Source organism: Bacillus swezeyi (assembly GCF_030908325.1).
GTDB lineage: Bacteria > Bacillota > Bacilli > Bacillales > Bacillaceae > Bacillus > Bacillus swezeyi.
This window is the reverse complement of record NZ_CP133085.1, coordinates 3,374,718-3,397,483: the sequence shown is the minus strand read 5'-3', so window position 1 is coordinate 3,397,483 and position 22,766 is coordinate 3,374,718. Positions and strand designations below refer to the sequence as shown.

Annotated in this window: 20 protein-coding genes, 1 riboswitch and 1 other annotated feature; of the genes, 17 read left to right on the top strand and 3 right to left on the bottom strand. The window is 45.5% G+C overall.

The window, feature by feature from the left end; genetic code table 11:
- The first annotated feature begins 22 nt into the window (after positions 1–22).
- Complete coding sequence (locus tag RBH91_RS16805) at positions 23–721, top strand: ABC transporter ATP-binding protein (protein WP_307892289.1); 699 nt, start codon at positions 23–25, stop codon at positions 719–721.
- Complete coding sequence (locus RBH91_RS16800) at positions 711–2,036, top strand: ABC transporter permease (RefSeq protein WP_307892288.1); 1,326 nt, start codon at positions 711–713, stop codon at positions 2,034–2,036. Before RBH91_RS16805 ends, RBH91_RS16800 begins: the two co-directional genes overlap by 11 nt.
- 29 nt (positions 2,037–2,065) lie before the next feature.
- Here RBH91_RS16800 and RBH91_RS16795 read toward each other — a convergent pair whose 3' ends face one another.
- Complete coding sequence (locus RBH91_RS16795) at positions 2,066–2,740, bottom strand: coiled-coil domain-containing protein (RefSeq protein ID WP_307892287.1); 675 nt, start codon at positions 2,738–2,740, stop codon at positions 2,066–2,068.
- A gap of 129 nt (positions 2,741–2,869) precedes the next feature.
- A riboswitch (SAM riboswitch) is annotated at positions 2,870–2,975 on the top strand.
- 61 nt (positions 2,976–3,036) lie between these two features.
- Between RBH91_RS16795 and RBH91_RS16790 the strand changes: the two genes are divergently transcribed.
- The 5 genes from RBH91_RS16790 (at position 3,037) to RBH91_RS16770 (ending at position 9,096) form a co-directional block, all read left to right on the top strand.
- Complete coding sequence (locus RBH91_RS16790; RefSeq protein WP_307892286.1) at positions 3,037–3,858, top strand: MetQ/NlpA family ABC transporter substrate-binding protein; 822 nt, start codon at positions 3,037–3,039, stop codon at positions 3,856–3,858.
- Between the two features lie 130 nt (positions 3,859–3,988).
- The gene (locus RBH91_RS16785) at positions 3,989–5,173 is read left to right on the top strand and encodes an MDR family MFS transporter (protein WP_076761379.1); all 1,185 of its coding nucleotides are present in this window, start codon (positions 3,989–3,991) and stop codon (positions 5,171–5,173) included.
- A 216-nt stretch (positions 5,174–5,389) separates the two neighbouring features.
- Positions 5,390–5,719 (top strand): DUF4257 domain-containing protein, encoded by a 330-nt coding sequence (locus RBH91_RS16780; protein WP_125921368.1) that lies wholly within the window; start codon positions 5,390–5,392, stop codon positions 5,717–5,719.
- Between the two features lie 102 nt (positions 5,720–5,821).
- Positions 5,822–6,034: a binding site (T-box leader), on the top strand.
- A 112-nt stretch (positions 6,035–6,146) separates the two neighbouring features.
- Positions 6,147–8,561 (top strand): leucine--tRNA ligase, encoded by a 2,415-nt coding sequence (gene leuS, locus RBH91_RS16775; RefSeq protein ID WP_307892285.1) that lies wholly within the window; start codon positions 6,147–6,149, stop codon positions 8,559–8,561.
- 127 nt (positions 8,562–8,688) lie between these two features.
- Positions 8,689–9,096 (top strand): VOC family protein, encoded by a 408-nt coding sequence (locus RBH91_RS16770; protein WP_307892284.1) that lies wholly within the window; start codon positions 8,689–8,691, stop codon positions 9,094–9,096.
- A gap of 8 nt (positions 9,097–9,104) precedes the next feature.
- Here the strand turns inward: RBH91_RS16770 and RBH91_RS16765 are convergent, their stop codons facing one another.
- Complete coding sequence (locus RBH91_RS16765) at positions 9,105–10,001, bottom strand: LysR family transcriptional regulator (RefSeq protein ID WP_076761383.1); 897 nt, start codon at positions 9,999–10,001, stop codon at positions 9,105–9,107.
- A gap of 128 nt (positions 10,002–10,129) precedes the next feature.
- Here RBH91_RS16765 and RBH91_RS16760 point away from each other — a divergent pair, with 128 nt between their 5' ends.
- The 5 genes from RBH91_RS16760 (at position 10,130) to RBH91_RS16740 (ending at position 15,631) form a co-directional block, all read left to right on the top strand.
- The gene (locus RBH91_RS16760) at positions 10,130–11,383 is read left to right on the top strand and encodes an APC family permease (RefSeq protein ID WP_307892283.1); all 1,254 of its coding nucleotides are present in this window, start codon (positions 10,130–10,132) and stop codon (positions 11,381–11,383) included.
- Between the two features lie 31 nt (positions 11,384–11,414).
- Complete coding sequence (locus RBH91_RS16755) at positions 11,415–12,302, top strand: dienelactone hydrolase family protein (RefSeq protein ID WP_307892282.1); 888 nt, start codon at positions 11,415–11,417, stop codon at positions 12,300–12,302.
- Positions 12,303–12,321: 19 nt separating this feature from the next.
- Positions 12,322–13,077: an NAD-dependent epimerase/dehydratase family protein gene (locus tag RBH91_RS16750; protein WP_307892281.1), complete on the top strand. Its 756-nt coding sequence runs from the start codon at positions 12,322–12,324 to the stop codon at positions 13,075–13,077.
- A gap of 152 nt (positions 13,078–13,229) precedes the next feature.
- Complete coding sequence (locus tag RBH91_RS16745; protein ID WP_083696926.1) at positions 13,230–14,108, top strand: carbohydrate ABC transporter permease; 879 nt, start codon at positions 13,230–13,232, stop codon at positions 14,106–14,108.
- 17 nt (positions 14,109–14,125) lie between these two features.
- Complete coding sequence (locus RBH91_RS16740) at positions 14,126–15,631, top strand: extracellular solute-binding protein (protein ID WP_307892279.1); 1,506 nt, start codon at positions 14,126–14,128, stop codon at positions 15,629–15,631.
- A gap of 38 nt (positions 15,632–15,669) precedes the next feature.
- On the opposite strand, the gene RBH91_RS16735 is transcribed toward RBH91_RS16740, so the two are convergent.
- Positions 15,670–17,982, bottom strand: coding sequence for a helix-turn-helix domain-containing protein (locus RBH91_RS16735; RefSeq protein ID WP_307892278.1), 2,313 nt, complete (start codon positions 17,980–17,982; stop codon positions 15,670–15,672).
- A gap of 216 nt (positions 17,983–18,198) precedes the next feature.
- Here RBH91_RS16735 and RBH91_RS16730 point away from each other — a divergent pair, with 216 nt between their 5' ends.
- From RBH91_RS16730 to RBH91_RS16710, 5 genes are read left to right on the top strand one after another with little or no spacing between them, the layout of a single operon-like run.
- On the top strand, positions 18,199–19,164 hold the full coding sequence (locus RBH91_RS16730; RefSeq protein ID WP_307892277.1) for an ABC transporter permease: 966 nt from the start codon (positions 18,199–18,201) through the stop codon (positions 19,162–19,164).
- Between the two features lie 28 nt (positions 19,165–19,192).
- Positions 19,193–20,314, top strand: a complete 1,122-nt coding sequence (locus RBH91_RS16725; protein WP_307892276.1) for a glycoside hydrolase family 88/105 protein — start codon at positions 19,193–19,195, stop codon at positions 20,312–20,314.
- Positions 20,311–20,805 carry a lipoprotein YteS gene (locus RBH91_RS16720; protein ID WP_307892275.1) on the top strand — a complete coding sequence of 165 codons (495 nt, stop codon included), beginning with the start codon at positions 20,311–20,313 and terminating at the stop codon, positions 20,803–20,805. The genes RBH91_RS16725 and RBH91_RS16720 overlap by 4 nt, the downstream gene beginning before the upstream one ends.
- Positions 20,806–20,819: 14 nt before the next feature.
- Positions 20,820–22,097, top strand: coding sequence for a Gfo/Idh/MocA family protein (locus RBH91_RS16715; RefSeq protein WP_307892274.1), 1,278 nt, complete (start codon positions 20,820–20,822; stop codon positions 22,095–22,097).
- A gap of 15 nt (positions 22,098–22,112) precedes the next feature.
- Entirely contained in the window at positions 22,113–22,757 is a 645-nt protein-coding gene (locus RBH91_RS16710; RefSeq protein WP_307892273.1) for a YesL family protein, read from the top strand.
- Positions 22,758–22,766 lie beyond the last annotated feature (9 nt).

The window sequence follows — 22,766 nt, the reverse complement described above, 5'->3', positions numbered from 1 at the left end:
AAAGGGGAGGAAATTTACAAATATGATCAATGTAGAGCATATTCACCATTCATTTAAAGTTGGCAAAAAAGGAAGGGAAAATGAAATTAAAGTATTGAAGGATGTCTCGCTCACTGTCAAAAAAGGCGATATCGCCTGCATCGTCGGGCGGAGCGGTTCCGGAAAATCGACGCTTTTAAACTTGATCTCCGGCTATATTGCGCCGACAAAAGGAAAGATTGTCATCGACGGTACGGATGTAACGGGATACAGTGAAAAAGAATGGGCAGTGTTTCGTCTTGAACATTTCGGTTTTATTTTTCAAAGCTTTCAGCTGATACCAAGTTTGACGACTTTTGAAAATATTGAGCTGCCTCTCACATTAAAAGGCGTTCATCCAGCAGAGCGCAAACAAAAGGTGAATGAAATGCTGCGCCGCGTCGGACTTGAAAACCATGCCGGCCATTATCCGAACGAGCTGTCAGGAGGGCAGCAGCAGCGCGTCAGTATCGCCCGGGCGCTGATTTTAAATCCTTCGATCATCTTGGCGGACGAGCCGACCGGAAGCTTGGACTCGGAAACAGAGAAGGAAATCCTCGGATTCATTCAGCAGTTGAATAGAGAGCGCGGCATTACATTCATCATCATCACTCATGATGATGAGGTGGCATCGATTGCCAATACGAAATTTCATTTATCTGACGGTGTGTTAGAGAAAGGGGAAGAGACTGTTGAAGTTTAAGGATCAGCTGAAATTCATCAGAAGAAATATGAAGAAAAACCGCCTTCGTGTGTTTATGACAATCCTTGCGACAACAGTGGCCTGCGCGTTTTTAATCGTGCTTTCTTCCGTCGGATTCGGACTGCAAAAATCATTGACCGATCAGCTGATGAAGGAACAGGTTGTGACGAAAATCGATATTGTCGGTAAAGAGGGGCAAAGTGAAAAACCCCTTCAAAAGAAAGATTTAAATGAGTTTGCAGACCGAGATGATGTAGCGGCCATCATTGAGCGTACACAAGTGAATGTTCCTGTTGAAGCCAAATTAGGCGGCCGGGCCAATCAGCAAATTCCATATGTTACGATTACCGATATGGCAGCGGAGCAAAAGGCCAATATTGACCTGGACCGCGGACGGGTAGCGAAATCACCGAATGAAATTGTTGTCGGCTATCATTTTGGAGAGACATTCTGGACGAAAAAAGAAGCGAAGGAATATGAAAAGCAGCTCAGCAGTAATGCGGAAGATGTAAAAGAGCCAAAAGGCTATACAAAGGATATTCTCGGCAAAACGATTGAATTAAAGGTCTCAAGAATTGATCAGAAAACAGGAGAAAAAGGCAAAGAAAAAACGTACGATTTTAAAGTTGTCGGAGTGACAAAAAAGCCTTCATATGATTGGGCAACCGATGCGCATGTGTATGTCAGCGATGAAATGGCAAAACAATTCACCGGTTTTTTGAAGACGGACAAAGATGATGGTGCCATTCAAAAAACGTTGTCTGTTTTTGCGGACAGCTTTGAGCATGTTGGACAGCTGACAAGCGATTTGGAAGACAAAGGGTTTTACGTTGATTCAGTGACAAAAAAGCTTGATAGTATCAATGTGTTTTTCATGGCTTTTAAAATCGGCCTGATTTTCGTCGGCGTCATTGCCGTACTCATTTCCGCGATCGGAATTTTCAACACGATGACGATGGCCGTCAAAGAGCGCACGCAGGAGATCGGTATTATGAAAGCGATCGGTGCGAGCCCGAATGTGATTCGGAAAATGTTTTTGATGGAGAGCGCCTATATCGGCATCATCGGATCTGTTTTCGGCGTGGTTATTTCTTACGGCGTCAGCTTTCTAGTGAACAAAATTGTTCCGCCGATTCTGGCGTCCATGACTCAAGGCGGAGGGGAAGAGTTCAACATTACATTCTCTTATATTCCGTTGAGCCTTGTCATCATCGCAACCGCCATCAGCGCGGGCGTCGCGATGCTTTCCGGCCTCAATCCGGCCGTCAAAGCGACAAAAACGAACGTGCTGACGGCATTAAGAAGAGAATTATAAGGTGAAAAGCCGGCGCTATGCCGGCTTTTTTATCGTTTAGGCGGACTGTATCCAGCTGCCCTGGCTTCTTTTTCTGAGCAGAACCATTGGACGACGTTTTTCGTGCGGTTGTAGTATGTACTTCCCGGTGTATGATAGATGTGGTTGACGCTTCCCTTAATTTTGCACTCTTGATTGCTTTGAGCGGTGTTTTCCGAAGATTCGCCGCTGTTGTTTGACGGGGCTGTAGCAGAAGCGCTCTTCTCTTTTGACGCCGCTTTTGCATTCCCGCTTTTCACTTCTGCTTTTTCCAGTTTTTCAGTCAGGGATGTTTTGTCTTTCGTCAGCTCGTCTTTTTCTTTGTTGAGTTTTTCGTTTTCTTTTTTCAGCGTTTCATTCTCTGTTTGGGTGGCTGTTAGTTTTTCTTTTGCTTGTTTGAGCTGCTGTTTTAATGCTTTTTGTTCTTTTTGTAAATTTGACTTTTCAGAGGTTAATTCTTTCACTTGTGCTGTCAGATTTTCCGGTTTTTTCGTATCGGCATATGTCTCTTGATCGTTAAATGGTGCTGTGATGATGAGAAGGAGGAGCCCGCCGATAAAACAAGGATAGAAGATTTTTCTGGAAAACCTTTTATCTTTTGAAAAGAGCTTTCGTATAAAATGAAATGCAAAATAGCCGATCGAAAAAATAAGAGATAAAAACCCGATCATCATTAAGAATGCCATTATTCCTCTCCTTTCTGTTTTGATATTCATATTTTAACTCATTATGAAAAAAATGTTTACAATGAAAAACTTCTTGCAAATCTAAATATTCAAACGTAAAATGGAGAAATCATTTAAAAATTAATATTGAGCTTATGAAGAGAGATGGAGGGACTGGCCCTGTGAAATCTCAGCAACCTGCATATGCAAGGTGCTAAATCCAGCAGAATGTCAGATGCATTCTGAAAGATAAGTTGAAGAACAACTCTTTCAGATTAGCTGAAAGAGTTTTTTTTATGATGGAGGAGGAGAATAACATGAAGAAATATGTAAAATGGGCGTCTGCACTTGTATTAACGAGCATCATCACACTCCTTGCCGCATGCGGAAACGGCGCGGAAAGCGGAGGCAAGACGATCAGGATCGGCGCAACCGCAGGTCCGTATTATGATATGGTCACAAAGGCGATTCAGCCTGAACTTGAGAAAAAGGGCTATAAAGTAGAGACCATTGAATTTACCGATTATGTTCAGCCGAATACAGCATTAAGCGAGGGCGAACTTGACGCCAATCTGTTTCAGCATGAAGTCTTTATGAAGGCATACAATCGGGAAAATCATAAAAACCTCACCGGCCTGATGACAGTGCCGACGGCGCCGATGGGGCTTTATTCAGAAAAATATCAGGATTTGAAAGATGTTGAGGCCGGTGCGGAAGTGGCCATTCCGAATGATCCGGCTAACGCCGCCAGGGCATTTTTAACATTAAAGGATCAGGGGCTGATTAAGCTTAAAAATAATATCGATACATTAAAGGCCTCGGTTCACGATATTGCGGAAAATCCAAAAAAATTGACATTTAAACAGCTTGAATCTGCGAACCTGCCGCGGGCTGTGGAAGATCTGGATATCGCCGCTGTGCCCGGAAATTTCGCCCTGTCGGCCAATATGAAGCTGCAGGATGCACTGGCGCTTGAAAATATGCCTGACCGCTACCGCAATCAAGTCGTTGTGGATGGAAAAAACAAAGATAAGCAGTTTGCCGAAGATTTAAAAGAAGTGATCAAATCCAAGGCTTTTGAAGAAACCATTGATCAAGCATTTGCGGGTTTTGGAAAGCCGAAATGGATGACGGAATAGCAAAGTGCAAAAAATCTCCTTTAGCAAAAAGGGGATTTTTTGCGGCCGAAAATCAAAACCTGTCAATTGAAAAATCCGCCCGAAACGAATAGAATCTAGGAGGAACTAAAATCAGAAAGAAGGAAACACAATGCCGCGAACGTTATGGCTTTTGGTCATCGGGATGTTTATCAATGTAACAGGAGCTTCTTTTTTGTGGCCGCTGAATACCATCTATATCCATCAGCATTTGGGCAAGTCATTAACGGCTGCCGGATTCGTGTTAATGCTGAACTCAGGTGCAAATGTCATCGGCAACTTGTGCGGTGGATTTCTATTTGATAAGATCGGCGGTTTTAAAACGGTTCTTTTAGGAATCGTCATGACGTTTGCATGCCTGTCAGGGCTTGTCTTTTTTCACGACTGGACCGCTTACATTCTTTTGTTGACAGCAGCCGGCTTTGGCTCCGGCATTGTTTTTCCGGCCTGTTATGCAATGGCCGGTTCGGTTTGGCCTAAGGGCGGAAGAAAAGCATTTAATGCAGTGTATGTGGCGCAAAATGCGGGGGTTGCAGTTGGTTCGGCGCTCGGAGGACTTGTCGCTTCCTTTTCCTTCACTTATGTATTTCTTGCGAATGCGATGCTTTACGCGGTGTTTTTCTTGATTGCATTTTTCGGATTTAAACATATTCGGACGGAAAAGACCGTTCAGTCATCCGTTTTGGATCACGCCGATTCGGTTAGCGTGAAGCCGAGGTTTCACGCCCTCATGATCATATGTACGGGGTATCTTCTGGGCTGGATCGCTTATTCTCAATGGTCTTCCACCATCGCTTCACATACTCAGGAGCTTGGTGTATCTCTTGGCCAGTACAGCCTGTTATGGACTGTGAACGGCGCGCTTATCGTCTTTGGGCAGCCGCTTATCGGCTTCTTTGTCAAACGATTTGCCGAATCGCTGTTAAAACAGATCGTGATCGGCTTTGTTATTTTTATGTTCGCCTACGGTATTCTGTTTGCGGCAGAACAATTTCAGGCATTCCTTGCTGCGATGATCGTGCTGACGATCGGTGAAATGCTTGTATGGCCGGCTGTCCCTACAATAGCAAACCGTCTCGCTCCACAGGGAAAAGAAGGTTTTTATCAAGGGATTGTCAACAGTATGGCCACCGGAGGAAGAATGGTCGGGCCTCTTTTTGGCGGGATGCTTGTTGATTTTTTCAGCATGCAGGCTTTGCTGGCGGTACTGATCGTTTTATTGATGATCGGTATCGGGACGGCATTTTTATACAGCAGGAAAGAGAAGCAGCTCCCCATCCAGCAGCACCAAGACTGACATAGAAAAAATAGGTAATTGTAATTACGTAAAAATGAATCAAATGAATCAAGATTATTACCTAAATCTTCACATATAATGGAAGAAACAAGCTTTTTTTCTTCTCAGACAGAACACATTTTCTGTATGGTAGTATCGAATATCATCGCAAGGGGTCTAGGGGGGCTGCTCGATGGCCTGAAGTCGCTTGACTAAACTAAGGGCTTTAGGAAGGTGATGAAGATGCTGCATCAAGTTTTGGTTGCTTGTTTGATTGGAGGGATTATGGGGGTTCTCGGGCACATTAAAAAAAGAGGGCGCCTTGAGAAACCGAGAACGACGAAACGATTCATTTACCTTGGTTTTTTTGAAGATATCCTTGTCGGTATGGTTGCTTCTATTTTGCTTGTGTTATCTGCGGAACCTGACTCGGGAGTTCAGCTTGTGGTGTTATCGATTATTGCAGGCTATGGCGGTGAAGCTGTATTGAGAAGCTTTGACTTTGTCAGAGAACAGCAGGCAAATGTACAGAACTCCGAACGGCAAAACAAATCTCCACACGATTAAGATCCTCACTCTTACCCTTTTTTCAGCACATTCCCATTGTATACAAACCTGCTTGCACTTATGAACAGAATTCTATAAAATACAAATAAGATTACGGTTACGGCAAGAACAGTGAAGAGGAGCAGTAAGAAGCCCATTTTGTTTAAAGAGAGTTGACGGCTGGTGAAAGTCAATCAAATGCGCTTCCGAACTCGCCTCAGAGTTGCAGCAGTGATGAGCTGCTGCCGCGTATCTGCGTTAAAGATATCAAGTGAGTGTGCAGCTTGCACACTAACAAGGGTGGTACCGCGGGAAATCGAATCTCTCGTCCCTTTTCAGGGATGGGAGAGTTTTTTTGATTTTAGAATAATCTGAATATAAGCATGCCAGTCCCGTCCATACTTGAAAACAAAGAAGCCGTACGCATATTCAAAGGAGGTTTTTACAATTGAGTTTTGATCATCAGAAAATCGAAAAAAAGTGGCAGGACTATTGGCTGAATCATAAATCGTTTGCCACGCTTGAAGATAAATCCAAACCGAAGTTTTATGCATTGGACATGTTCCCGTACCCGTCCGGTGCAGGTTTGCACGTCGGCCATCCAGAAGGCTATACAGCGACAGATATCCTGTCCCGCATGAAGCGGATGCAAGGGTATGATGTCCTGCATCCGATGGGCTGGGATGCATTCGGGCTTCCGGCTGAGCAATATGCGCTTGATACGGGAAACGATCCCGCCGTCTTTACAAAACAGAATATCGATAATTTCCGCCGCCAGATCAGGGCTCTCGGTTTTTCGTACGACTGGGACCGCGAAGTGAATACAACAGACCCCGGCTACTATAAATGGACACAGTGGATTTTCTTAAAGCTTTATGAAAAAGGTCTCGCTTATGTAGATGAAGTGCCTGTCAACTGGTGTCCTGCACTCGGAACAGTTCTTGCCAATGAAGAAGTCATCGATGGCAAAAGCGAACGCGGCGGCCATCCTGTTGAACGCCGCCCGATGAAGCAATGGATGCTGAAAATCACGGCTTATGCCGACCGTCTTCTTGAAGATCTTGAAGATCTTGACTGGCCTGAAAGCATTAAAGAAATGCAGCGCAATTGGATCGGCCGCTCAGAAGGTGCACATGTCCATTTTGCAATCGACGGCAGCGAAGAAACGTTTACCGTTTTCACGACACGTCCGGACACACTGTTTGGCGCTACATATGCCGTACTTGCTCCTGAACATGATTTGGTACAAAAAATCACGGCGCCTGAACAAAAAGAAGCAGTCAACGCTTATATCGACGAAGTTCAATCAAAGAGCGATCTGGAGCGCACGGATCTTGCCAAAACAAAGACCGGCGTATTTACCGGGGCATATGCGGTCAATCCGGCAAACGGAGAAAAGATTCCGGTCTGGATTGCAGACTACGTTTTGGCAACATATGGAACCGGAGCAGTAATGGCTGTTCCTGCCCATGATGAGCGCGACCATGAATTCGCTGCCGCTTTCGGTCTGCCGATCAAAGAAGTCGTCAAAGGCGGAAACATTGAAAAAGAAGCGTATACAGGAGACGGTGAACATATCAATTCCGATTTCCTGAACGGCCTTGACAAAGCAGCGGCGATTGAAAAAATGATTCAGTGGCTTGAGGAAAACGGAAAAGGCGAGAAAAAAGTGACATACCGCCTTCGCGACTGGCTGTTCAGCCGCCAGCGCTACTGGGGCGAGCCGATTCCGATCATTCATTGGGAGGACGGCACATCGACTCCTGTTCCTGAAGAGGAGCTTCCGCTTATTCTGCCGAAAACGTCTGAAATCAAGCCGAGCGGCACAGGTGAATCACCGCTTGCCAATATTAAAGAGTGGGTTGAAGTGACAGATCCTGAAACAGGCAAAAAAGGAAGACGGGAAACGAATACAATGCCGCAGTGGGCCGGCAGCTGCTGGTACTTCCTGCGCTATATCGACCCGAAAAATCCGAATGAGCTCGCCTCACCGGAAAAATTAAAGGAATGGCTCCCTGTTGACATGTATATCGGAGGCGCCGAACATGCGGTTCTCCATTTATTGTATGCGCGCTTCTGGCATAAATTCCTTTATGATATCGGGGTCGTGCCGACGAAAGAACCGTTTCAGCAGCTTTACAACCAAGGCATGATTCTTGGTGAAAACAACGAAAAAATGAGTAAATCGAAAGGCAATGTCGTCAATCCGGACGAAATTGTTGAGACACATGGTGCGGACACTCTCCGTTTGTATGAAATGTTCATGGGGCCGCTGGATGCATCGATCGCCTGGTCAACGACAGGTCTTGACGGAGCCCGCCGCTTCCTTGACCGTGTATGGCGTCTGTTTATCGATGACAATGATCAATTAAACAGCAAGATGACAGAAGGAGCCGGTGAAACGCTTGAGCGCGTCTACCATGAAACGGTCATGAAAGTGACAGACCATTTCGAAGGCTTGCGTTTTAATACAGGCATCTCTCAGCTGATGGTCTTTATCAATGAAGCGTATAAAGCTGACGAGCTTCCGAAAGAATACATGGAAGGCTTTGTGAAGCTGCTTTCTCCTGTCGCTCCTCATCTGGCTGAAGAGCTTTGGAGCCGCCTTGGCCATGAGGGCACGATTGCATATGAAGCATGGCCTGCCTATGATGAAGAGAAGCTTGTTGATGATGAAGTAGAAATCGTTGTTCAGCTGAACGGAAAAGTAAAAGCAAAGTTAAACGTACCGGCTGATGCAACAAAAGAAGAGCTTGAAGAGCTGGCCAAAAACAATGAAAAAGTAAAAGAGCAGCTCGAAGGAAAGACAGTCAGAAAAGTAATCGCCGTTCCGGGCAAACTAGTGAATATTGTCGCAAATTAAAGCGAAAACCCCTTCATCCATTGAAGGGGTTTTTGCTTGTTTCCATCAAAAGTCTGAGGTCTTTTCAGGCATTTTGCCGGTGTCAGCCGCTTTCTCCGGCATTAAAATATCGATAAAGGAGCTGATCATGATGAATTTTTCCGATTTTTCCGCCGTGCAGATCAGAATCGCACGTCCTACAAACCGTCTTGGCGACATCATTGCTTTTTATGAAAATGGTCTGGGATTGAAAAGGATTGGCGAATTTTCCGGGCATGACGGGTATGATGGTGTGATGTTCGGCCTGCCGAATGCCGAGTACCATCTTGAGTTTACTTCCCATATCAGCGGGAACCCTTGCCCCGCCCCGACAAAAGACAATTTGCTCGTGTTTTACATGCCTGATCTGAATGAAATCAAGGCTATTTTGAAGCGGCTTGCTGATATGGGCTGCCAAGAGGTGCCGCCGGAAAATCCGTATTGGAAAGACAAAGGGGCAACGATCGAAGATCCTGACGGATGGCGGATCGTTCTGATGAATACCGCGGGAATATAATATTCCCTTTATGCCGCCTGTTCCCATTCCTTCGCCTGCCTGCGGACAATCTCTACGAAAGCTGTCATTGCAGGAGAAAGCCATTTGTTTTTATGATAAGACATTTGTGTTGAAAAAAGGGCATCCCGGACCATGGTGCCTTGGAGCTTCCCTTCGCTGATTTCAGAACGCGTTGTGATCAGAGGGAGAAGTGAGACACCCAAACCGCACATCACGCATTGTTTTATCGCTTCTACACTCCAAAACTCCATCGTATGATCGGTGATGACACCCTGTTGATGCAGAAAGTCTTCAAAAAAATCACGGTAGCTGCAGCCGTGTTCCGTGTATAAAAACGTTTCGTTTGCGGTAAAAGCCAAATCATCAAAGCCTGTCTGCCCAGATGGATGCTCCTTTGGAAAGACGAACACCATTGGTTCTGTAACTAGCTTTTCAATATGAAGGTCATCTTCCTTCCGTTCCTTGTCCAATAAAAAAGCGACATCAATTTTGCCCTGCTTCAATTCATCCCTCAGCTGCCAGCATGTCGAAGACTTTAAGGTCACCGTAACCTGAGGATACTTGTTCGTGAATTCATGAAGAATAGTAGGCAGTCTGTACACGGTTAAAGATTCGGATGCACCGATGATAAGGTTTCCTGACGGCTCTTGGTCGTTTTCGGGAATGTGCCGCGCTTTTTCATACAGTTCTATCATTTCTGTTGCATAAGGGAGAAGGTGTTTCCCCGCTTCTGTCAGCAGCATCTTTTTCCCCAGCCGGTAGAATAAAGGCTTTCTTAATTCTTGTTCAATCGCCTGGATATGCGATGTCACGGTTGACTGCGCATATCCCAAATAATCGGCTGCCCGGGTATAGCCGCCGATTTCTACAATGGTTTTGAATGTTTTCAAGTTCCGGATCTCCATCTCAATCCATCTCCTTTTTTATTTTAAATCGAAAAATCCGAAGTTCTGGATCAATAATATCTATTTTACTGATTAAACAAACAAGATTACAATCATTTTATATTGTTTCTGGAAAGGATTGTACTTGTATGAAAAAGAAAAAGCTTGGGCCTTTATTGTTAAGCGGTTTAATGACAGGGCCTATTTTAGGGTCGGGAATCATCCTTTTGCCGCCGATGATTCATAAGATAGCGGGGGATTACGCGATTTTTGCGTGGCTGTTGATGATGGGAATCGGTTTTTTATTTGCCTGGGTCTTTGCAAGATTAAGCGTCAAGTACCCGAATGATGCAGGTGTCGCCTATGCGGCTGAAAAAGCGTTCGGCACTCGGATAAGAAATCTTTCAGTCTTTTATTTTATCATTGCCGCCAGCTTCGGCCCCGCCGCAGTGTTAATGACGGCAAGCGAATATATTCATTCGCTTACAGGCGATTTTGCAGTCTCTGCCGAAGTGTATGGTTTTCTGCTTTTCATTATTTGCATGATTGTCCTGTGTTTTAATATTTCATTTGTAGGGATGGTTTCCTTCATCTTTTCAACTGCGGCGGCTCTTGTTCTGTTTGGAAGCAGTGTGGCATCTGTTCCTTATTTCAGGGAGGGGCCGCTCGTGGAAGGGACATTTCAGTTTGCCGATTTTGGCTGGGGATTGCTTCTGCTGTTCTGGGCGCTGGTCGGTTGGGAAATCGTCGGCAATTACAGCATGGAAGTGAAAGACCGGAAAAAAACCATTCCCCGGGCCGTCATGATCAGCAGTCTGACGGTAACGGCGATTTACCTGGCGACAGCCGGAGCCGCTCAATGGATTGATCCGGGGCGCTTTGAAGGCGGACAATTGAAGCTGACGATGATGCTGACACCGCTGTTCGGATCTTTTGCATTGCCGGTAATTGCGGCATTGACTGCTGTCCTATGCATGAGCGCCTATTTTCAGGTGTCCGGCGGAGCTGCCAGATTGATATCATCACAGGCGGCCCGCGGATTTCTTGCATACAGGTCAAAGGGCAATCAGCCGCTGGCAGCGCTTGGTCTGATTTTCACCGTCCATACAATGGTTTTCATCTGTCTATTTTTTCATGTTCTCAATGTTGAGACACTGGTTGCGATTGCAAACGCCTTTTTCATCTGCAATGCGCTGTGCGGTCTGGCCGCTGCTTACAGGCTGTTAGCCGGCCCCGTTTATCGAATGGCCTGCCTGTTTTTAATGTGCTGTTTTTCGCTGCTTCTTTTGTTTTCCTCACCATGGGTATTGCTGTTGATCTTGTTTATGACCGTATGTTTTGTTTTGAACAAGTCTCATGTTTTCAGCTGGAAAAAGGTAAAAGGCCCTTTCAAATCGTATTAATGAATCAAACGAAAAAAGAAAGGAGCACACTATGCGCGACCAACTTTTCAAGCTGCTCGGCGATTTGCCGGAAAAAAGCAATATTCAAGCGAATATCCTTAAAATGGAGGAAAAGGAGTCATTCATTGTTGAAACACTTCTTCTCGAATTAAACGGGATTGAACCTGTGCCGGCTTATTTGGCAAAGCCGAAAAGTGCAAAAGGCAGACTCCCTGCCGTACTTTATTGCCATTCCCACGGCGGGCATTATGAAAGGGGAAAGAAAGAGCTTGTAGAAGGAGCGGAGTACTTGCAATCGCCGCCATTTGCGGATGAGCTGACATCCTTGGGATTTGCTGCACTTGCCATTGACCACTGGGCTTTCGGCGACAGGCGTGGGAAAACCGAAAGCGAGACATTTAAAGAAATGCTTTGGACAGGCCGGGTGATGTGGGGGATGATGGTGTACGACAGCATCCGGGCTCTTGATTATCTTGAAACACGGGCCGATATAGACAAAAGCCGGATGGCCGCGCTCGGGATGTCAATGGGAGGTTTGATGGCCTGGTGGACAGCGGCGTTGGATGAGCGCATCAGCGTCTGTGTCGATATGTGCGGGCAGGTAGACAGCGAAACATTAATCAAAACGCAAAACTTGGATCGTCACAATCTTTATTCATACGTGCCGGGGCTGGTCAAGCATTTTTCTACTGCGCAGATCCAGAGCCTGATCGCCCCAAGGCCTCATTTAAGCTTGGTCGGAACGGCTGATAAGCTGACTCCTGCTATGGGCGTTGACATCATTGAAGAAAGACTGTCATTTGTGTATAAAGAAAAAAACGCGGGTGAATGCTATGAAGTGTTTCGCTCTCATTCAGGGCATATAGAAACGGCCGTGATGAGACATCAAGCGCTTGGCTTTTTAAAAGCGCGGCTGTGAACAGGAGGACTGAAGTGCAGTGAAAAAAGTGATGATCATCGGAGGAAACGGGACGGTCGGACGCGTATTGGCCAACGGGCTGTCAGATGACGGGTATGAGCTGACGATCATGGATTTAAAAAAACCGGATCGTGCGCTGCCCGCCCGGTTTGTCCAAGGCGATGCGACAGATTACGAGACGGTCGTCCGCAGTATTCCCGCACATACAGATGTGCTGATCAATCTTCTAGCCGTGAAACCATCCGGCGATCTCCTTGACAGAAATGAATTTGAAAAAATGACGGATATCTTTTTTAAAGCGACGTATACGATTTTGCGGGCGGCAGCGGAGCTTGGTGTGCCAAAGGTTATTTTTGCAAGCAGCAACCACGTGACAGATGTGTATGAAAAGGACGGGGTTTCTTTGCTGGACAGGCAGATCAAAACGGATGACTACCCGCAGTCCAAAAGCTTGTACGGCTTATTGAAATTGGCGTCCGAAAACCTCGGCTATCTTTTCTCACATCATTCAGGAGTTCCGATTTCGGTCATCAATCTACGGATCGGTACGGCAGCTGAGAATGAAAAAGAAGCCCTGCATGCGAAGCCAAGAACGACAAAAACGCTGTTGTCTCATATAGACCTCATCGGCATTTTTAAAGCCGCGATTGAATCCGGCAAAATATATGGTACATATTACGCTGTCAGCGACAATCCTGAGAGGCCGTGGTCGATTGCTTCCGCCATCAAGGAATTGGGATACAAGCCTAAAGTCAACACGTCAGACCTTCTGTAGCGGAGATTGACATATCATCTTCTAAGGTTATAATCCTATTCTCCGTTATCCTGCCCCTGCTTAAAAAATGATTATAGACGCTCCCTCCTCTGTTTGCTACATTTTAGACACGATATCGTAATTTTTTGACAACGCTTACAAGGAGGGGTGAAATGTCGATCAGACATTCTGCGGGAAGCCGCATGTTTGACATATTGAATTATGCATTTTTAACAGGATTCGGATTGGTTTGTGTACTGCCGTTTATCCATGTCATAGCCGCCTCTTTTGCAACAGTGGAAGAGGTCATTTCGAAAAAGTTCATATTAATCCCGACAACTTTTTCGCTTGATGCGTACAGGTATATCTTTTCAACTGATATTGTGTACAGAAGCTTGATCATTTCGATCCTTGTGACAGCCGCGGGGACGGCGGTCAGCATGTTTCTTTCCTCTCTGATGGCCTACGGATTATCGAGAAAAGAACTGATGGGCAGGCGGGTGCTGATGTTTTTAGTGGTCTTTACGATGCTGTTCAGCGGCGGCATGATCCCGACGTTTCTCGTCGTAAAATCACTTGGACTCTTGGATTCCTATTGGTCTCTGATTCTTCCAACCGCCATCAATGCGTTTAACTTGATCATTTTAAAGAACTTTTTTCAAAACATACCGGCCAGTTTGGAAGAGTCGGCGAAAATCGACGGCTGTAATGATCTCGGGATTTTCTTCCGGATCATCCTGCCATTGTCTTTACCGGCGATTGCCACGATTTCGCTGTTTTATGCCGTCACTTATTGGAACACGTATATGCAGGCGATCCTGTATTTGAGTGATGCGACGAAGTGGCCGATACAGGTTCTGCTTCGGCAGATCGTTATTGTATCAAGCGGTATGCAAGGTGATATGACGGAAATGGGAGCGGCTTCTGCACCTCCTGAACAAACGATTAAAATGGCGGTCATTGTCGTTGCGACCATACCGGTGCTGCTCGTATATCCGTTTATTCAAAAGCACTTTGCAAAGGGTGCATTATTAGGATCTATAAAAGGATGAAAACGGAGGGGACAATAATGGGGAAAAAATGGCTGATCCCGATTTTTGCGTTCATGCTTTTCGCGGGCGGATTGTTGGGCTGTTCGAATAACGGAGCGGACCAGGCTTCTTCAAAGAAGGAGAAAGTCGATCTGGACTCTCCTTTGGACTTGAGCTGGATGGTGATTCTCTACCATCAGCAGCCGCCGAAGGATACGGCGATTAAGAAAATTGAAGAGCTTACAAATACAAAGCTTGATTTAATGTGGGTGCCTGATGCGGTAAAAGAAGACCGCTTAAATTCCGCACTAGCTGCCGGCAATCTGCCAAAGGTTGTCACCATCCAGGACATCAAAAATTCATCTGTCATGAATGCTTTCAGATCAGGGATGTTTTGGGAAGTCGGCCCTTATGTAAAGGATTATCCGAATTTGAGCAAAATGAATAAGCTGATCAACAAGAATGCATCAATAGACGGAAAACTTTACGGCATCTACAGAGAGCGCCCTTTATCAAGACAGGGCATCGTCATCCGTAAAGACTGGCTTGATAACTTGGGTCTTGATATGCCGGAAACGCTCGATGAGTTGTATGAAACGGCAAAGGCGTTCACAGAAAAAGACCCTGATCAAAACGGGAAGCAGGATACAATCGGATTTGCTGACAGAAACGACTTGATTTACGGTGCATTTAAAACATTGGGTTCATATATGGGGATGCCGACAGACTGGGAAGAAAAAAACGGCGAGTTTACGCCTGATTTCATGACAAAAGAGTATGTGGATACAATGAAATATATGAAAAAGCTTTATGACGAAGGACTTATCAATCAAGACTTTCCAGTGACGAGCAAAACACAGCAGCAAGAGCTGTTTTCACAAGGAAAAGCCGGCATTTATGTCGGGAATATGGTGGATGCCGTCAATTTAAGAGATCAGTCGGTTGATGACAAGATGGAGCTTGATATCATCAACCGCATCAAAGGGCCTGACGGAAAGGAGCGCGTCTGGGCATCCGGCGGACATAACGGAATTTTTGCCTTTCCGAAAACAAGCGTCAAAACCGAGAAAGAGTTAAAACGGATTTTAGCCTTTTTTGATCGAATCGCGGAGGAGGATGTATACAGCCTGATGACATACGGCATCGAAGGCGTTCACTACAAAAAAGAAGGAGATCAGCACTTCAAACGCATGGAGGACAAATTAAAAGACTGGCAGGCGGAAATTCAGCCGCTCGTCTCCCTTGTCGGTATTGATAAAGCCTATTTAAAAAATACGGGCGATCCGCTTCGTTCAAAATATGAAGAGCTGACAGAAGATAACGAAAAGATTATTGTCTCAAACCCTGCTGAGAGCCTGTACTCCCCGGTTGCCTCTGAAAGGGGGGACGAACTGCAAAAGATCATCGATGATGCCACATATCAATTTATCCTTGGCAAGCTGGATGAAAGCCAGTTTAAACAAGCGGTGGAAAAATGGCGCTCAAACGGCGGCAATCAAGTGATTGAGGAATTTGAAGAAGCATTTAAGAAAGCGGAAAAATAAAAGAGCAGGCAATCCCGGAAGCTTCCGGGATTGTTTTTTTATGCCGAATGGTTTTTGAGTTCGCGGTACTTTCCAGGCGTGATGCCTTCGAGTTTTTTGAACGAGCGAATGAAGTTTTGCGGATTTTTATACTTCAGTTTCTCAGAGATCTCTTTTACTGACAAAGTCGTCTCAGTAAGCCAGCTTTTCGCAATATGATGACGGTATGATGACAAATATTCGCTGAATGATATTTTCATTTCTTTTCTGAAAATACTGCTTAAATAGTTTGGGTTGTAATGGAGTCTGCCGGCGATGGATTCAAGGGTCAGATCGGTATCGAATTCCTGCTGAATAATATGGACAATTTTTTCGGAAATGTTTTTATATTGCGATTCTTCCCTGACGCTGAGCGTTTCGATCATCTTGCCGATAATTTGTGCGTTCAGCCAGCTTTCAACATCTTCCAAGGTGGTCAGCTCAAAAATATCGTCATACAGCATTTTATTTCCATCCGGTTCAAACAGTTCGATGCCGAGCAGATGCATAAATTCGATTAAATTGTTGAGCAGCCTTGCAATAGCGACTTGGCAGTGATGAGGGTTCGTATTTTCCGAGCAGATGGACTCAAGCAAAAGGTGCAGTTTTTTTGCTGCTTTTTCTTGATCACATGCTTTAATGGCTTCAAACAGCTCATTTTGAATCTGCTTTGGAAATTGAGTCAGGAACGCTTTGTTCCGGTCAAGCTGCTCAAAGAAAATGACTGTGCGTTTTCCGGATTGAAGCCTGTATGTCAAAGCTTCAAGTCCTTCGAGATAAGCGTGTTTCGTCATGGAAAGGCTTGTAAAGGGCTGGCTGATTCCAATGCTGACACAGAGTCCGAGCTCCTTATGGATGTGATCCTGAATGGAGGAGGCTGCGGTTTTTAAATGCTGCTGAAACCTGTCCAATGACTGGCCGCGGTTTAACATGATGGTTGTCTGCGTTTTGTCGATGACGACGGAGGGCAGGCGCTTCTCCTTCGGAACAGATCGCTCCACAAGGCTGTTGATGGCAAACAGGAGGACATCAAGGTCCCTTTTTTCATATGGTGTGTCCTTCAGCGTATCAATTTGTAATGTGAAGACAGCGAGATGGCTCCAATCGTCCGGGAAGCCGAGTCCTTTGAAGCGCTCTTTTGTTTCTTCTTCACTCAATTTGCCGAGCAATAGCCTCGTTAAAAAGTATTGCTTCAGTTGAGTGACTTGCTGCTTCACGCGTATGGTGAGATCATGATTTTTGTTTTTCATCTCTTTAATATTCCGCTCAATCAATTCAAATTCACTTTCATGGCGGTCTTTGCCGGCGGAGTCTGTTCCCGGGGCGGAGCCTGAGACGGACTCATATAACACTTTGATCGGCCTATAGAAATGGCGGGAGCCGAACCAGGAAAACATTAATGAAAGCGCTAACAAAAATGCGCAGATTGTAAAGGTAAACCAGCCGATTGAAGTTGTTTGCTGGTAGAGTTCGGGTATTGTCGTGAATGAAACGTATATCCAATTGTTATAGTCTGACTTCTGGTATGTAATCTTATAGTCTGTATTACTGATAGATGTATCAAATTGGCCGTTTTTCGCTGAAAGCTGCCGGATTTTTTTGAAGTAGTCTTCATTTCTGATCGAATGTCCGATCATAGATGATTTGGGATGAAGAATAATCCGGCCGTTGTCGTCAAGCGCCATCATGCTGCTTGTTTTTGATTTGAGGGGCATTCTTTTGACAAGCGAGCAGGAAGGAATGCTTGCGATGGCAAGACCTTTGTTTTCCATGCTGTTCAAGGGAAGCTGTTTGACCAGATTGATGTTGTACAGGCAGTTTCCTGCCGCTCCTTCTTTTGTTGCGACAAGAGCGTTGTTTTTTTCAAGCACCCAGCTTGAACGGCTTTTTAAAGAATTGTAAAGCGAGACTGTAAGGGCTTGTTTGGGCTGATCCAAATTGTATAATCCCGAATTGTTAATATACCACTTTTTTTCCTGGCTGATCAGTGTGATGTCGGATAGGTCGGTGTCAAACGTCTGCAGTTCGTTTAATTCTTTATTGATTTGGTTATACAGCTGAAAGCGTTCTGGTGTGATTTTGCGGCTGAGTGTCTGAATTAAAGGATAAGAACGGACATAATTGGTGAAGGAATGATCAACCGTTTTTAAAATGTGTTCAATATTGAACTGCGCCTGGCCAACGGTTTGGAGCTTTTCGTTTGTGACGTTCTGTTCAATGGTTTCCGCCGATCTTTGATAAGAAAAAAAGCCGACAATGATGACCGGAATGGTGCTGAGAATAAAAAAGAAGGTCACCAGCTTGTAATAAAACTTGTATTGTTTCTTTTTCATAAATTCCCCCCCAACCAAATCTGAAAATGAGATGTTCATATATAATTAATCCGACTTTTGTGTGAATTTGTCAATAATCATTTTCTAATCATCGTTTCATTATATTAGATTTTCCAGCTTGCGAGCGAAGGGCCGCACCATGTGATGATATGATTGTAGACTACATTTTTCCGCCTGATATAAAGTGGAAGCAAACAACATGAAGGGAGGCCATTTATGAAAGCAGCACAGGTTCAGACTGAGAAAGATCCGGCCCTTATTGTCGGAAAAGAGCGAAAGACGCGTTTTTTTGAGAAAGCACTTCAGCAAAAGTATTTATATTTGATGATTCTGCCGGGGTTGATTTATTTTCTTCTTTTTAAGTATGTGCCGATGTGGGGGATTGTCATTGCCTTTCAGGACTATCAGCCGTTTCTCGGCATAGCGGGCAGCGAATGGGTGGGCTTTAAACATTTTGAAAGACTTTTTACGGAACCGACTTTTTTTATGCTGCTGAAGAATACACTGGTTTTGTTTTTCTTAAATCTTGTCGTATTCTTTCCGATCCCGATTATTTTGGCTATTTTATTAAATGAAGTCAGAATTGTGCTGTTTAAAAAGTTTGTCCAGACCATGATTTATATTCCGCATTTCATGTCTTGGGTCATCGTCGTATCGCTTTCATTCGTCCTCTTAACGGTAGATGGAGGGCTGATGAATGAAATCATCGCCTTCTTTGGCGGAGAGAAGATCAATTTTTTGCTGAATGAAAACTGGTTCAGGCCGATGTACATTCTTCAGGTCATCTGGAGGGAGGCCGGGTGGTCGACGATCATTTATTTGGCGGCGATTACCGCTGTAGATCCGCAGCTCTATGAAGCTGCGAAAATGGACGGGGCCAACCGAATACGGAGGATGTGGCATGTCACCCTGCCGGCGATCAGAAGCGTGATTGTCGTTTTGCTCATTCTTAAAATAGGAGATACGCTCGAACTCGGATTTGAGCATGTCTACCTGCTCCTTAATGCAACGAACCGCGAAGTTGCCGAAATATTTGATACGTATGTGTATACGGCTGGGTTAAAGCAGGGGCAGTTCAGCTACAGTACGGCTGTCGGCTTATTTAAAGCCGCCGTGGGGCTTGTGCTGGTCATGTTTGCGAACAGGATGGCAAAGAAATTTGGAGAAGAAGGGATTTATTAAAATTCGTTGATGAAAGGAATGGTTTGCAATGAATCAATCTCTCGCCACAAAGTCGCCCCTTTATATTGCCGAGGAAGCAGCCCAAACAATAATGAAAGCGTATACAAATGATAAGCTGCCTCCCGCGGGACGCTGGCATTACCATCAGGGCGTGTTTTTATGCGGTCTCATTCATCTTTGGAATGAAACAGGAAAGCCAACGTATTTTCATTATGTGAAAGATTACGTCGATTACCTCATTGATGAACACGGGAACTTTTATTTCAGCAGAGATGAATTGGACGCCATACAAGCGGGGCTTCTCTTATATCCTTTGTATGAGGAGACGGGTGATGAACGCTACCGGAAAGCGGCGAAAAAGCTGAGAGGCCTTTTTGAAACGCTGAATCGAACAGCGGAAGGCGGGTTTTGGCATAAAGATAAATACGCTTACCAGATGTGGCTTGACGGACTGTATATGGGCGGACCATTCGCACTTAAGTATGCCAGGGCCTTCAATGAGCCTGATCTGTACGACATGGTCATCCTCGAAGAAAGCTTGATGAGAAAGCATACAAAAGATCATCATACAGGTTTGTATTATCATGCGTGGGATGAACAAAGAAAAATGCCGTGGGCTGATCCGGAGTCCGGCTGCTCCCCTGAATGTTGGGGAAGGTCGATCGGCTGGTACGCACTTGCACTTAGCGATATGATCGAGCTGCTTCCGCAAGATCACGGAACGAGGCAGGAGTGGACGGGGGCGCTTCAAGAGATGGTCAAAAACCTGGCCGATTTTCAAGATGAGGAAACAGGGTTATGGTATCAAGTCGTTGATAAAGGCGAACGGGAAGACAACTGGCTTGAAAGCTCTTGTTCATGTTTGTATGTATACGCGATGGCCAAAGGGGTCCGCATGGGCTATATTGATCCATCATATATTGAAAAGGCTTTAAAAGCCTACAAGGGACTGTTGGCAGAAAAAATCGAGTTCAATCCTGGAGAAGGCCTGTTTTTAAAAGATATTTGCGTCGGAACATCGGCAGGGACGTATGAATATTATGTCGGCCGGGAAAAAAGCATCAATGATCTGCACGGAGTCGGAGCCTTGATCATGGCGCTGGCAGAGCTGGAAAAAAGCGCCCGGCATTATGGCGGAGGAGACAGGTGAGAAAGCTTGCTTTGCCTCTCTTGATGGCCATTGCCGTTCTGCTTCTTTCTTCTTGCGGAAAAGGCGAGGCAGCAGGGACAGATGTTTTTGTATTTTCCGACGCGAATAGAGAAGTAAAGGATAACATAGAGAAAGCTGCCGGGAAGGGGCGGCTGAACGTCACGGTTTACCCGGCTTCCCCCGAAAAGCTGCTTGTTGAAATCGCGGCAAAAGAAGGAGATCTGTTCATCGTTCCAGAAGACATGTTTGAACCTTTTTACGATCCCGAAGGACTTCTGCCGCTGGAGGCTGATCAGGAGAGCCGCAAAACATACAGCGCTCCCGGCAAGAACGGCGAAAAGCGGCTGTACGCCGCCGTCATCAAAAAAGGGGTAAAACATCTGAACGGCTACACGTTTACGCTAAACACAGATATGGCTGCTTTTATCCCGATTTATGCAAAGAAAACCGCTGAAGCGATGGAACTCATTCGGTTGCTTCAGGGGCAATGAACAGAGGGGTGCCAATGAAAAAGTATGCGATATGCGGGCTGAGCGGCCGCGCATTCAACATGTTTATCAAGCCTTTTCTCGATAAGTATCACAAGGAGCACTCGATCGCCGCGCTTTTGGATGACGATCCGCTCAGGGAAGCCGTCTGCAAAAACAGGTTTCCCGAGCTGTGTTCGATCCCGTTTTTTCAAGCTGAAGCGTTTGCTGATATGATCGAAGAGGTCAAGCCAGACGCCGTGATTGTGGCGGGGCGCGATGATACACATGTCCGCTATATTTTGGGCGCTTTGAAAAAGAATATAGATGTGGTGACCGAAAAGCCGATGGTGACCACAGTGAAAGATGCCGCGGCTGTATTGGAAGCCGAGAAAGCAAGCGAAGGCAAAGTGACCGTCACCTTTAATTACCGCTATAATCCCTACCACCGCAAAATAAAAGAGATGATTCTCGAAGGAAAGCTCGGCAGAATCACGTCTGTTGATCTGAACTGGTATATTGATACGTACCACGGAGCGAGCTATTTTAAACGCTGGAACAGAATGAGGAAGTATTCCGGCGGGCTTTCCGTCCACAAATCTACCCATCACTTCGACCTCGTCAATTGGTGGCTTGATCAAAAACCTCAGGAAGTCTTTGCCTATGGCCGCTTGAATTATTACGGGCCTGACGGCGAAATGAATCCAAAAAAAGGAGAAGCACGCCATTGCGGAACATGCCATGTCAAAACGAAATGCCGCTATTTTATGAGATGGCAAGCAGGCGACCCTGAGGATGACCACATCAAGGCAAACGAAAACCAGCATCCGCTATATACCGGCTACAGGCCTGACGCATGTATATTCGATGAGGAAATTGACATCGAAGACACGTACGCTGCCGTTTTGAAATATGATGGGGGCGCATTATTAAACTATTCCGTGCTCTTTTCTGCTCCATATGAAGGCTACCGCCTTGCCATAAACGGCACGAAAGGAAGGCTGGAAACGAAAGAATACCACGCACCGGGAAGAGTTCCTTTTGAAGTGCAGGAGCAAACGATCGAATATTTTCCGTTGTTTGAGTCAAAAGAAACGATTCGCGTCGTCCGGCAGCCGGGCGGACACGGCGGCGGAGATCCCTTGCTTTTGGAGGAGCTGTTTTCGGGCAAAGATCCTTTAAGAGATTATGATATTCTGGCCGGCGCTGAAGCAGGCGCCTATTCGATTGCAGCGGGTGAAGGAGTGTGGCGCTCCATCAAGGAAAAAAGGCCGATCGGGATCGAAGAACTTCTTCATTCCCGGCAATACACCTAAAAGGGGGCAAATCACGTGGAACAAGGTGTCTCCATGGGAAGAGTGCTGAGCTTTTGCGAGTGGGTCATGAGATTTGCTTATACCAACCTGCTATGGTTTGTGTTTATGCTTCTCGGCCTCGGTGTGCTCGGTTTTATGCCGGCGACCGCCGCTTTATTTGCCGTGATGAGAAAATGGGTGATGGGCCGGTCTGACATCCCGGTTTTCCAAACATTTTGGCAGGCCTACCGCGGAGAATTCTTTCGGTCTAATGTCATCGGACTTATATTGCTGGCCGTTGGAACGATTATTTATATTGATCTGGCATTTATTTATCCGGAAAATATCTATTTGCACATCCTTCGTTTTGTCATTATGGTGTTTGGATTTTTGTTTTTGATTATGCTGTTTTATGTGTTTCCGCTGCTGGCCCATTTTGAGTGGAAAAAGCGATTGTACTTGAAGTTTTCGCTGATTCTCGGGATTTCATATTTGCAGTATACATTAACGATGATGGCGGCTACCGCTCTTCTTTATCTCGTTTTCGCCTATCTGCCGGGAATCGTTCCCTTTTTCAGCGTCAGCCTATTAAGCTATTCGATCATGTGGCTGGCCTATCAAGTCCTGAAAAAAGCGGAAGCAACAGAGCCGCAACAAAAGGCTCACTCGGCTGAAGGTTGACATTGCACC